Genomic DNA, 12,183 nt, shown 5'->3' with positions numbered 1-12,183 from the left:
ACTTCTGCTGTGGAGCCGAGCCTATGCTCGGCTCCACATTAGATCCACGCCATGCGTGGATGCCTTCTCAGAAATCCATCGTTGCCGACAGCAGCACCGTCCTCGGTGCACCCAGTGCCAGGCTGGACAATAACGGCATGCCCCAATAAGACTTGTTGGTCACGTTGTTCACGGTGGCCCGCAGCGCAAGGGGCCGCCCGGCTAGCGTGGTGCTGTAGCGCGCGCCCACGTCGAACAACGTGCGCCCCGGCACCGACAGGCGGTTGTCGGCACTGATGTACTGCTTCGACATCGACGTGGCATTACCTGTCAGGGTCAGGCCTTCCAGCGCAGGCACATCCCACTCCACGCCCAGCTTGGCCTGCCGCTGCGCCACGGCGGTGGCGATGCGTCCTTCATTCACGCCGCCTGCCGTGCGGGTCAGCTTCGGCTGCACGTAGGCCACGCCACCCAGCAGACGCACGCCGTCGATGGGTGTGCCGAAGAAGCCCCATTCCACACCGCGGTTACGTTGCTCGCCGCCAAACGAGAAGATATTCGTGACCGGGTCGGTGTAGCTGCTCGGCCGCTTGATCTCGTACACGCTGAAGGTGTGCGCGAAGCGGCCCAGGTCCAGCTTCAGGCCCAGCTCCTTCTGCCTGGTGCGGAACGGTGCGAACACTTCACCGGCATTGGCAGCGGTCATCGGCGCGGTGGCGCCCTGGCTGAGGCCTTCGATGTAGTTGGTGTAGAGGGAGACCGTGTCGGTCGCCTTCACCAGCAGCGCCGCTGCCGGGGTAGTGGCGCTCTCGTCGTAGCGTGAGGTGCGTGCACCCGTGGCCACGTTGAAGGTCTCGCTGACCACCTGCTGGCGGCGCACACCCAGCGTCAGCTGCACACGTTCATCGGCAAAGGACAAGGTGTCGGCGAAGCCGATGCTGTCCAGCCGCAGTTCGGTATGCGAGATGTGTGGTGCTACGAACGGCGCGGCCGGGCCCCACACCGGGTTGTACAGGTTGGTGGTCCAGTCCCAGCCCGGCACGCTGCGGCGGCCGTAGTCGTTCTGGGTATGCTGATAGTGGGTCACGTTGGCGGCCCATTGGTGGCCCACGCTGCCGGTACGGAAGCTGCCGCGCAGGCCGGCGTCACCGGATTGCTTCTTGATGTCGAACGCGAGCTGGCCGATCACGGTGGTGAAGTCACCCGCCGGGTTGAGGATCTGCGCGCTGATCGAGCCGTTGTAGCGGTAGTCGGTCCTGCTGGTGCCGTACGCGAGGTAGGCCATCAGGCTATCGTTGATGTCCAGTTCGCCGCGCAGCATCGCGCCCTTGTCCTGGCTGTCCACGTAGGCCCAGTCCGGGTTGATCAGCGTATCGCCACGCGGCGGCCGCGGAATGGCGACGCCGGGCGCCAGGCCGACGCCACGTGCAGGGCCATCAACACGGTCATCGGCGCTGTACAGATCGGCCGACAGCCGCGCACGCTCGCCGCGCCAGTCCAGTGCCAGCGAACCGAGCTGCACCTTCTTGCGCTGCTTGCCGACCGCGCCATCGCCATCACGGTACGCGCCGTTGAAGCGGATGCCGAACTGTTTGTCGGCGCCGAGCCGACGGCCCATGTCCACATGGGTGCCGAACTGCGCATCGGAGGCGAAGTTGGCGCTGACCCGCAACAGCGGCTGCTCGCCAGCGCGCTTGGGCACCAGGTTCACCGCGCCGCCCACCGAGCCGCCCGGCGGCATGCCATTGAGCAGCGCGGAGGGGCCTTTCAGCACCTCGATGCGTTCGAACATCTCCGGCGAGGTACGGTAGTACGGCGCCATGCCGCTGAGGCCGTTGAAGGTGGTGTCGCTGGTGCTGGAGGCGAAGCCGCGGATCGCGTAGTTCTCGCTCCATGCGCCGGTGACGCCGTTGCTGAAGACGGTGGGGTCGGTGGCGGCGATGACGTCGGTCAGGTCCTTGGCCTGGCGGTCGCGGATGAAGGACTCGGTATAGCTGACCGTACTGAACGGCGTGTCCATGAAATCCTTGTCGCCGAGCAGGCCGATACGGCCGCCGGCGGCCACCTGACCGCCGGCATAGTCTGCGGTGACCCGGCGCTGTTCCTGCACCTGCACCGAGGGCAGGGTGGACGGCGCGGTTTCGGCCAGCGCGGCGCACGATGCCATCAGGCCAAGCGCGAGCGCCGATGCGCGGTAGCGCCGGGCCAGGCCGTGTGGGAGTGGCTGGCTGCAGGACGCGGCGGCAGCTCGGGTTTGTGGAGAGGAGAAGGGGTACACGGTCATGCCAGAGTCCTGTGAATCGCGAGGGCGAGCGCGCCTGGCGCGCTGCCTTCGGCAAGCACGGGAAGAGCGCGCAGCGCAGGGTTGTCGGCTGGGTGGGGACCTGGCGGGAAGTGAGCCTGGGGCTCGGTTCGGGCGGCGCCATGAGTGCGAACCAGACGCATTCCGAATTAGTTGAGTAAATTAAACTAAATAGACCGAAGCGGACAAGAGGGTCCCTTTGCTGGCACCCTCGGCAGGGTATGAACACGCACCGTATGAGCCCGCACCCCGATCCAACGGCGCCGACCCGTGGCCGCCCGCCCACCATCACCCCCGAGCGCCTGGCCGACATCGGCATCCGCCTGGGCCTGCCCAACCTGACCATGGCCAACGTGGCCGCCGAACTGGCGGTGACCCAGGCCGCGCTGTACAAGCGCGTGGCCAACCTGGAGGCGCTGAAGCGCCTGGTGGCCGAGGCGGTGTTCCAGCGCTGGCAGATTCCGCGCGCCTCGGCCGATGCGGCGGGCGGCCTGCAGGGCTATCTGATGGTGTTCGTGGAATCGTTGTGCGAGGTGGTGAAGGCGCATCCCGGGCTGCCGCCGTACCTGCTGCGGCGCACGGTGGCGACCGCGCCGATGCTGGAGAAGATCGCCTCCCACCAGGCGCACGTGGCCGAAGTCTTCGGCCTGCCGATGGACAAGGCACGCTGGCTGCTGGCCACAATCGCGTTCTACTGCATCGCCGGCGCCGACACCATCTACGCGATTGCGGATGACGAAGAGGGCCAGGTGATCACCGAGTTCAAGCAGGGCATGCGGGCGCTGGTGATCGGGTCGTTGCAGATGCTGGATGCGGACGGCGCGCTGTAACGTCGAGCCAGGCCGGACAGCCCTCCGGATGGGCACTTCATGCGCCCAGGGAGGACATCTGGAATTTGTCCTATGCATGGCCCAGAGCCGTACGTCTAGGCTGGGGGCTGGACCCTTCCATCATCTTCCGGAGCCCTCAATGCATGCCCCTTCCCGCGCGCCGTTGCCCCAGCGAGCGCTGCTGTGGCTGAAGAAGCAGGCTTTGCCGCTGCTGATGCTGCTGAGCCTGTTCCTGGCTGCACGCGACACCTTGGCAAATCACTACGTGGTGCCAACCGGTTCAATGCAGCCGACCCTGCAGCCGGGTGATCGTGTGGTTGTCGACATGCGGGCGCACGGCCTGCGCCTGCCTTTCACCGGGCTGAAGCTGATGGGCGACAACGTGCCGCAACGCGGGGAGGTGGTGGTGTTCGCTTCCCCGGCCGATGGCGTGCGCATGATCAAGCGCGTGGTCGCAGTAGCCGGGGACCGCGTGCGCTTGCAGGAGGGACGATTGACCATCAATGGCCAGCCTTTGCAGATGACTGCCATGACTGACGTGGAACGGTTCGGCAAGCGGCAGGCCCGACTGGATCTAACGCATGGCGGAGGCCCGGACATTGCCGATCTGCGGGTACCTGCCGGCAAGGTGCTGGTGCTGGGCGATCACCGTGGCAACAGCCTGGACGGCCGCTTCTTCGGCTGGGTCGATGCGGACCGGATCTACGGCCGCGCCGTGGCGGTGTACTTTCGCCGCGGTGAAGGCGTGGTCTGGCAGCGCCTGTAGTTGGGCCCGGTGAAGTGTCCGGGTGCGATGAGCGCTAGCCCTCGGGGGAATTGCCGTGTTCCCATCCACGCATGGCGTGGATCTACAATGCGGCCATGCCAGCTACGCCCACCCTCGATGACCTTCGCCGCTATGCAGTGGCGCGCACCCTGTTCAGGCCGACCACGCTGCTGACCGCGATTCGGCGGTTGGGCTTCGTGCAGGCCGACCCGATCCGGGCACCGGCACGCGCGCAGGACCTGACCCTGCGGCACCGTGTGAAGGACTACCGCTCAGGCGATCTTGAGCGGCGCTACAGCCGCTTGCCGGTGGAAGAGGACTGCTTGGTGAACTACGGCTTCCTGCCGCGCGAGCATCTGGCGTTGATGCACCCGCGCGCTCCCAAGCGCGAGTGGGACGCCGAGACCCATCGCCGCGCTGCCGAGGTGCTGGCGTTCGTGCGAGAGCGCGGCAGTGTGCACCCCCGCGAGGTTGACCAGGCGTTTGCGCATGGCCGGGTGACCAACTACTGGGGCGGCACCAGCAATGCCAGCACGCACCTGCTGGACGGCATGCACTACCGCGGCCTGCTGCGCGTACAGCGGCGCGACAGTGGCACCCGCATCTATGCAGTGGCCGCGCATGCCGAGCCAGATGCCAGCGAACAAGCGCAGGTTGAGCGCGCGGCCGCGCTGATCGACCTGGTGGTGCGCAAGTACGCGCCGCTGCCATCGGCCAGCCTGACCTATCTGGTGCGCCTGCTGGGCTATGGTGCACCGCATCTGGCCGAGCAGACCCGCAAGGCACTGGCGCTGGCCAAGCAGCAGCTGGCCAGCTGCACGCTGGAGGGCACCACCTGGTACTGGCCGGCGGACGAGAATCCGCGTTCGCGCAGGCACGCGCCAGACGATCAGGTGCGCCTGCTGGCGCCGTTCGACCCGGTGGTGTGGGACCGGCGCCGTTTCGAGTTGCTGTGGGATTGGGTCTACAGGTTCGAAGCGTACACGCCTGCGCCGAAACGCCAGTACGGCTACTACGCACTGCCGGTGTTGTGGCACGACCAGGTGGTGGGCTGGGCCAATCTCAGCGTGCGCGAGGGTGAGTTGGTGTCCAGCGTGGGCTATGCCGGCAAGTCGCTGGCCCGCGACAAGGTGTTTCGTGGCGCGCTTGAAGACGAACTGCAGCGAATGGCAGCTTTTCTGTAGAGCCGAGCCATGCTCGGCTGTTCTTCGCGCGGGCCAGAAAATCGAAGCAACGTTCATCGCTCCTGTCAGCCGCCAACCTTGGTTGGCGCTGGCTTCCACCGGTACCCACCAAGGTGGGCATCTACCGGTCAAGCGGCGTCCTTGCGCTCCGCATCCTCCATGCCGGGGCTGACGCGGCGGCCGATGTCCTTCAACCGTGCCAGCTGATCCACCATCGACGGTGCATCATCCAGGCTGCCGACGAACGTCCACAGGTAGGTCATCACCGCGTACACATGGCCCGGGGTAACTCCGTCGGTGGTGGCAAGGCGGCCGATGGTCAGCGCGAACAATGCCGCAGCAGCCAGCCCGATCACCACATAGGCGCCGGCTTCGCGATCGGACAGCAGGATGCGCAGGCGCGACAGCGTGGTGTAGTGGCGGCGCAGTACCGAGGGGCTGACCCGGTCGACCAGGCGGATCTCGTGTTCCAGGCGGTTGTTCAGCCGGCCATGCAATTGCTCGTTGCGGCGTGCGAACGACGGCAGTACCAGCAGGGCCCCGAGCAGGGTGACCAGGCCAGCGGCACCGACCATCGGTTCGATCGCCAGCAGCATGGCCACCGCACCGAACATGGATGCCAGCGCGGTGGCGATGATCGGGACGTGCTTTTCAAAGAAGTCGACGAACTCGCGTGCCAGCACCACGCGTGCCGCCGAGGTGGACGTGGCCTGGCCCAGGCGGCGCTGTGCCTGCACCACGCTCACTGCCAGATCGGCATAGATGCGGGTGAAGGTGCGGGTATCGACCGCTCGACGGGCGGCGCCGACCAACCAGAACAACAGCACCACGCCGGCATAGGAAACGGCATGGCCGATGTTGCCGCTGATGATCGCGTCCACCGCGAAGCCGGCGAACAACGGATAGGCCAGCAGCAGGGTGTTCTCCAGCGCCACCAGCGAGAACGTGCCGGTGAGCTGCCAGGGATAGGTGCGCCGGATCGCCTTCAGAGTGGCGGCCGCACTCTGCTGCCCGATGCTGCCGGCGGCTGCCGCTGGATCGTTGGGGTGTTTCATGGGATGCCTGGGTGGGTCGGGGACAGGGCAGGGGACGGATGCCTGCCATCTCCCGGGTTGCGCCCAGTATCTGCGGCCCTTTGGAGCGGGCATGGAGGATCGATGGAGATTGCGTGGAGAAACCGGCGCCGTTCAGCGAAGCGAATGCCCATCAAAGGTGGGCCGCTACCAGGGCAGCGTCTGCCGCGTCCTCAACGACGCGCATGCACCGGCCAACGGAGCTCGAACGCGCTGCCGCCGCGTTCGGTCGGGCGGCACTGCGCCGTTCCGTGATGGGCCACGGCAATCGCCCGCACCACGGCCAGGCCTAGGCCGGAGCCTCCGCTCTGTCGCGATCGCGAGACATCGGTGCGCTGGAACGCCTCGAAGATGCTGTCGCGAAGCTCGTCGGGCACGCCGGGGCCGCCGTCTTCCACTGTCACGGTGCAATGGCCTTCGGCCAGCGTGACACGAACCCGCAGTGGGCAGGGGACGGCATGGCGTCGTGCGTTTTCCAGCAGCGCCAGCACCGCCTGGCGGATGCGGGCCGGATCGCAGTCCGCCAGTGACGGCCGTGCCTCCAGGGTCACCGAAAACCCGCTTTCGGCCAGTGCGTCGGACATTGCTTCCACCACCGCGGCCACCTGCACGCTGACGTCGCTGCGCTGCAGGCGCAGATCAAGGTGACCGCTCTCGGCCAGGCTGACCACGCGCAGGTCTTCGATGATGCGGGTGAGTCCTTCGAGCTGGGTGAGCATGCTGTTGAACTGCTCGGGGCCCGGCTCGAACACACCCTCGGCAATACCCTGCAGGCGGCCGCGCAGGATGGTCATCGGCGTGCGCAGTTCGTGCGCGATCGCCGCGTTCCAGAACACACGGTTCTCGGACATCCGGCTGAGCCGTTCGGCCATCGAGTTGAAATCACTGACCAGCGTGGCCGCTTCGGCCATCGTGGTGTTGCCGCCACGTGCACGCGCTTCCAGATCCCCGCTGGCCACCCGGCGCAGGCTCTCGGCCACCGAGTTCAACGGGGTGATGATGCGCCGGGTCAGGCGCGAGGCGACCAGCGTGGCAAAGATGACCACCACGGTGGCGGTCAAGCCGATCCACAGCCATTCCAGCCCGGACGGCATGATCGTTTCCGGCGCGTCGTACCAGCGCGGATAGAACACCTCCAGCAGGTAATAGAACAGGTAGAAGCCACTGATCGAGAGCACCGTCGAACACAACGAGGCGACCGTGATGGAGAGGGTGATCTGGCGGCCGATGCTCTTGCCTTTGGGATTCATCGATCAGTCCAGGAAACGGTAGCCGACGCCACGGATGGTGGCGGGAATGCCGATCACGCCCACCTCTTCAAGCTTGCGCCGCAGCTTGCTGACGTGGCTGTCGACGGTACGTTCCTGCGCATCACCTTCGGGCAGGCAGGCATGCAGCAGGTCCGCGCGCGCATGCACCTGGCGCGGCGCGCGCGCCATATGCACCAGCAGCCGGAACTCGGTGAGGGTGACGCTCAGTGCGTGCACCTGCTCGCCGGTGCGCACCGTCACCTCGTGGCTGCGCAGATCGATCTCGAACGGCCCCTGGCGGATCAACCCGTTGGGTTCTTCGGCGGCGGTGGGGGCACTGCGGCGCAGCACGGCCTGGATGCGTGCAACGATCTCAGCGGGATTGAATGGTTTGGCCACGTAGTCGTCGGCACCCACGCGCAGGCCGGTCAGCCTGTCTACGTCCTGGTCGAGCGCGGTGAGCATGATCACTGGCGTGTTGCCGCGCCGCCGCAGTTCGCTTAATACCTGCCAGCCATCGAGCCTGGGCATCTGCACGTCCAGCAGCACCAGGTCCGGGCGCAGCTGGCGATGGCTGGCGAGCGCCGCCTCGCCGTCGGCGGCGCGTGCGCTGCGCAGGCCGGAACGGGCCAGGTAGGCACCGAGGATATCGGCGATTTCGCCTTCATCTTCGGCAATCAGGACCAGGGGCGCGGGTCGGCTACGGAGTTCATGTCTCATTGCGTGCTGCAGGTTCGAGGGCAGGGCGGGAAGGGGCTGGGTCATCGGCGGCGCTCCATGGCCTGTGCTTCCTCGTTGGCTGCCCAGGCCAGTGTGGCCAGCACCAGCGTGCGCTGCAGGCTGGGTTCCACCGCAGCCGCGCCGCGCAGCTGCTGCTGCATCAGGGTGGACACCGCCGAGGGTAGCTTGCTCCAGCGCGAGGCCATGGGGTGGCGTCCACCCGGGCCTGCAGCCGTGCAGCCATGCGCGCGATGGTGTGCAGGCGCACTGCCAGCAGGGCGGCCACCACGGTGGTGGCAAGGGCAAGCAGCAGATGCAGGTTGACGTTGGCGGCCGGGTGCATTGCCGCCCAGACCGCCAGGCCGATCAAGGCCAGCGATGCGAGGGACCCGGTGCGGCGGGTGCGGCCGGGCCCATCACTGCCGAACCCCACCAGTGCGGCGGCCCCGAAGCCGGCCAGCAATGGCAGGCCCGGATACGGCGCGACCCACATCCACGTGCTGGTCGATGCCAGCACCAGTGCTATCAACCATGGCGAAGGCGCACACCATGCCAGGTAGGCACGGCGCACATCGATGGGTGGCAGGTCCGGGTAGGAAAGGGACACGGCAAACAGGCGGTCGGCGAGGCCGACGAGGCTAGCGACCGTTGATGGAGATTCGGTCGAGATTGTGTCGAGATTGCGTGGACGCGGAGCTATCGCGTTCAGGCGTGGCGCTGGTGCCTGAACGGCCGCGGCGCCTCCATGCAATCTCCACGGTGGCTCCAAGAAACGTCCATCAGTGTCTTCCAGACTGCGGCTCCGGCGGTCGCATTGGGTGACTGCCCGCAACCGGGCGTTTCGATGAGCAACCGCAGGACCTGGATGATTGCTGCCGCCGTGGCCACGTTGGCCGCCGGTGCTGGATGGTGGACGTTTGCAGGCGGCGATGATGCCGCGCTGATCACCGCGCCGGCAAGGGTGGCGGATCTGGAGAAGACCGTACAGGCGGTCGGCCGGGTCCATCCGAAGGAGCTGGTGGCGGTGGGCGCGCAGGTGTCCGGCCAGGTCAAGCGCCTTCATGTGGTGCTGGGCCAGCGCGTGCGGGCCGGCGATCTGATCGCCGAGGTCGATTCACAACCGCAGCGGATCGCGCTGCGAAGCGCCGAGGCGGCCACCAATACGCTGCGTGCCCAGCATGCGGCCAGCCTGGCGCGCTATGCGCAGGCCAGTCGTGCTTACCAGCGCCAGTCGCAGCTGGTGGCATCGCGCCTGGTGTCGCAGGAAGGCTTCGAAGCCGCGCGCGTGGCACGCGATGCGGCGCGTTCGGAGGTGGCCTCGTTGCAGGCGCAGATCGACCAGGCTGTGACCCAGGTCGAAACTGCACGGATCAATCTGGGCTATACCCGCATCGTCTCGCCCAGCGACGGCTACATCGTGGCCATCGTCACCAAGGCCGGGCAGACGTTGAACTCGATGCAGACCACGCCAACCATCGTGATGCTGGCGCAGATGGATACGATGACCGTGCGTGCCGAGATCGCCGAGGCGGATGTGGAACTGGTCGCACCTGGCCTGCCGTTGTGGTTCTCGACGCTGGGGCCGAGCGGGCGCCGTTATGAATCCCATCTGCAGCAGCTGGAGCCAGCGCCGACCTCGATTGCCGAGGCCGCTTCCGGCAATGCGGGCGGCTCTGCGCAGACGCCGAAAGCGGTGTACTACGCCGGGCTGTTCGATGTAGCCAATCCTGGCCTGAAGCTGAAGCCTTCGATGACGGTGAAAGTGACCCTGCAGCTGGCGCGGGTCGCCAACGCGCTGCAGGTGCCATTGACGGCACTGGCCGAGCCGGATGACAAGGATGGCAACCGCGGCACCGTGCGCGTGGTCGATGCCAAGGGCCGCGCTGAGGAACGTGCGGTGACGACCGGCCTGCGCACCGCCACCGCCGTGCAGATCCTGTCTGGCCTGAAAGCGGGCGATAACGTGGTGGTTGGCCAGGCGCCCAGCGGTGGCGACGCCGAACCCGCCAGCCTGCTGGGGATGTGAGCATGGCCCATGCACTGCTGGAACTGGAGGGCGTATCGCGCGCCTATCGCTCGGCCGCCGGCGAGGTGGTGGTGCTGAAGGAGGTCTCGCTGCGCATCAACGCCGGCGAGTTCATCGCCATCATTGGCCCCTCGGGTTCGGGCAAGTCCACGCTGATGAACATCCTGGGCTGCCTGGACCGGCCGACCGAGGGCAGCTATCGCGTGAACGGCGAGGCCACCGAACAGATGGCGCCGGACGCCCTGGCACGCCTGCGCCGTGAGCATTTCGGCTTCATCTTCCAGCGCTACAACCTGATGGAGAACCTGAGTGCCACCGAGAACGTAGCGCTGCCGGCAGTCTATGCGGGCGTGGACGCACAGACGCGCACTGCGCGCGCACGCACGCTGCTGGAAGCGCTGGGGCTGGGCGAACGCACCGGGAACCGGCCGGGTCAGCTGTCCGGTGGCCAGCAGCAGCGCGTGTCCATTGCCCGCTCGCTGATGAACGGCGGCGCGATCGTGCTGGCCGACGAGCCGACCGGTGCGCTCGATCACGCCAGTGGCCAGCAGGTGATGGCCGAGCTGAAGCGCCTGCACGCGCAGGGCCACACGGTGATCCTGGTGACGCATGATGCGGCGATCGCCGCCAACGCGGCGCGGGTGATCGAGATCGCCGACGGCCGGATGGTGGCCGACCGCGCCGAGCCGGGATTGCTGGCTGCGGCCGCAGGATGCGGGACCGAACGCGGCACGTCGCCGGTCGCCGAGCGCCGCGCACGCAGGGACGCGGTCCGCGAAGCGGCACGCATGGCCGCGCGTTCGATGCTGGCCCATCGCCTGCGCACGCTGTTGACCATGCTCGGCATCATCATCGGCGTGGCCGCGGTGGTGACCGTGGTTGCGCTGGGCAAGGGCGCACAAGCGCAGGTTGAATCCCAGATCAACGCGCTGGGCGCCAGCACCCTGGAGATCTTCCCGGGCGCAGATTTCGGTGACCCGCGCTCGGCGGAAGTCGAAACGCTGGTGGTGGCCGACGCGGACCATCTTGCGGCGTTGAGTTATGTGGACAGCGCCAGTCCGAACCTGACGGGATCGGTGGCGGCACTGCAGGGCAGCCGTCGTGCCAACACCCAGGTGCTGGGCGTAGGGGCCGACATGCCGCGCGTGCGGGGGCTGCGGCTGAAGGCCGGCCGCTTCTTCACCGACGCCGAAGTCGATGCGCACCGCGCAGTGGGCGTGGTCGACCAGAAGGCGGCGAAGGCGCTGTTCACTGGCAATCCCATCGGCAGCACGGTGCTGCTGGGTGGCATGCCGGTCGAGGTGATCGGCGCGGTCGGTCCCAATGCGTTCGCCGGTGGTGCAACCCCCACGGTCTACGTGCCGTACACCTCGGCGGCTTCCCGGCTGCTGGGCAGCCAACGCCTGGAGAGCATCACCGTGCGCGTACGCGACAACGTACCCACCAATGCCGCCGAAGCCTCGCTGGGCGTCGAGCTGGAGCGCCTGCATGGCCGTCGTGACTTCTTCATCTACAACGCCGACCAGATCCGCAAGGCGGTGATGAAGTCCAGCCAGACCCTGGCCGCGTTGGTTTCGGCGATCGCGGCGGTGGCGCTGGTGGTGGGCGGCGTAGGCGTGATGAACATCATGCTGGTGTCGGTGAAGGAGCGCGTACGCGAGATTGGCGTGCGACTGGCGGTGGGGGCGCGGCAGAACGACATCCTGCGCCAGTTCCTGATCGAGGCGGTGCTGATCTGCCTGTTCGGCGGTGTGCTGGGGGTGTTGCTCGCGTTCGCTGTGGGTGCGCTGTCGAGCCTGTTGTCGCTGGGCGTGCCGTTCCTGTTCTCGCCGGGGCCGGTGCTCGCCGCACTGGCGTGCTCTTCGGCCATCGGGCTGGGCTTTGGCTACTTTCCGGCACGCACTGCCGCGCAGCTGGACCCGATCCAGGCATTGGCGGCGGAGTAGGGGCGCACCCGGTGACATCGTAGCCGCCATCACGGCCGGCGTTGCGGTAGAACGGCAGCAGCCACAGGTGGCTGATGCCGGGTTCACGGTGACCAGCCTGCTGCGCG

Annotated in this window: 11 protein-coding genes; 5 read left to right on the top strand and 6 right to left on the bottom strand. The window is 67.3% G+C overall.

Annotated elements, in window-relative coordinates:
* Positions 1 to 67: 67 nt before the first annotated feature.
* Complete coding sequence (locus DL544_RS11385) at positions 68 to 2,263, bottom strand: TonB-dependent receptor (RefSeq protein WP_139727152.1); 2,196 nt, start codon at positions 2,261 to 2,263, stop codon at positions 68 to 70.
* 254 nt (positions 2,264 to 2,517) lie between these two features.
* Here DL544_RS11385 and DL544_RS11380 point away from each other — a divergent pair, with 254 nt between their 5' ends.
* The 3 genes from DL544_RS11380 to DL544_RS11370 all read left to right on the top strand — a co-directional run bounded on the left by DL544_RS11380 (position 2,518) and on the right by DL544_RS11370 (position 5,061).
* On the top strand, positions 2,518 to 3,111 hold the full coding sequence (locus DL544_RS11380; RefSeq protein ID WP_139727151.1) for a TetR/AcrR family transcriptional regulator: 594 nt from the start codon (positions 2,518 to 2,520) through the stop codon (positions 3,109 to 3,111).
* Positions 3,112 to 3,250: 139 nt separating this feature from the next.
* The gene (gene lepB / locus DL544_RS11375; protein ID WP_139727150.1) at positions 3,251 to 3,877 is read left to right on the top strand and encodes a signal peptidase I; all 627 of its coding nucleotides are present in this window, start codon (positions 3,251 to 3,253) and stop codon (positions 3,875 to 3,877) included.
* A 71-nt stretch (positions 3,878 to 3,948) separates the two neighbouring features.
* Complete coding sequence (locus DL544_RS11370; protein WP_235646138.1) at positions 3,949 to 5,061, top strand: DNA glycosylase AlkZ-like family protein; 1,113 nt, start codon at positions 3,949 to 3,951, stop codon at positions 5,059 to 5,061.
* Positions 5,062 to 5,189: 128 nt separating this feature from the next.
* On the opposite strand, the gene DL544_RS11365 is transcribed toward DL544_RS11370, so the two are convergent.
* From DL544_RS11365 to DL544_RS21915, 5 genes are all read right to left on the bottom strand, one after another.
* Complete coding sequence (locus DL544_RS11365; protein WP_139727149.1) at positions 5,190 to 6,116, bottom strand: ABC transporter six-transmembrane domain-containing protein; 927 nt, start codon at positions 6,114 to 6,116, stop codon at positions 5,190 to 5,192.
* A 191-nt stretch (positions 6,117 to 6,307) separates the two neighbouring features.
* On the bottom strand, positions 6,308 to 7,384 hold the full coding sequence (locus tag DL544_RS11360) for an ATP-binding protein (protein ID WP_005416672.1): 1,077 nt from the start codon (positions 7,382 to 7,384) through the stop codon (positions 6,308 to 6,310).
* 3 nt (positions 7,385 to 7,387) lie between these two features.
* Positions 7,388 to 8,149, bottom strand: a complete 762-nt coding sequence (locus DL544_RS11355; protein WP_176556920.1) for a response regulator — start codon at positions 8,147 to 8,149, stop codon at positions 7,388 to 7,390.
* Positions 8,146 to 8,277, bottom strand: a complete 132-nt coding sequence (locus DL544_RS21920; RefSeq protein WP_255312936.1) for a hypothetical protein — start codon at positions 8,275 to 8,277, stop codon at positions 8,146 to 8,148. The genes DL544_RS11355 and DL544_RS21920 overlap by 4 nt, the downstream gene beginning before the upstream one ends.
* The gene (locus DL544_RS21915) at positions 8,265 to 8,711 is read right to left on the bottom strand and encodes a hypothetical protein (RefSeq protein ID WP_255312935.1); all 447 of its coding nucleotides are present in this window, start codon (positions 8,709 to 8,711) and stop codon (positions 8,265 to 8,267) included. The genes DL544_RS21920 and DL544_RS21915 overlap by 13 nt, the downstream gene beginning before the upstream one ends.
* 237 nt (positions 8,712 to 8,948) lie before the next feature.
* Here DL544_RS21915 and DL544_RS11345 point away from each other — a divergent pair, with 237 nt between their 5' ends.
* Positions 8,949 to 10,130, top strand: a complete 1,182-nt coding sequence (locus tag DL544_RS11345; RefSeq protein WP_139727148.1) for an efflux RND transporter periplasmic adaptor subunit — start codon at positions 8,949 to 8,951, stop codon at positions 10,128 to 10,130.
* A gap of 2 nt (positions 10,131 to 10,132) precedes the next feature.
* Positions 10,133 to 12,076, top strand: a complete 1,944-nt coding sequence (locus DL544_RS11340; RefSeq protein WP_139727147.1) for a MacB family efflux pump subunit — start codon at positions 10,133 to 10,135, stop codon at positions 12,074 to 12,076.
* Positions 12,077 to 12,183: the final 107 nt, after the last annotated feature.

It is taken from the genome of Stenotrophomonas sp. pho, from assembly GCF_006228405.1.
In the GTDB taxonomy this organism is placed as follows: domain Bacteria; phylum Pseudomonadota; class Gammaproteobacteria; order Xanthomonadales; family Xanthomonadaceae; genus Stenotrophomonas; species Stenotrophomonas sepilia.
This window is presented reverse-complemented; position numbering and strand designations above follow the sequence as displayed.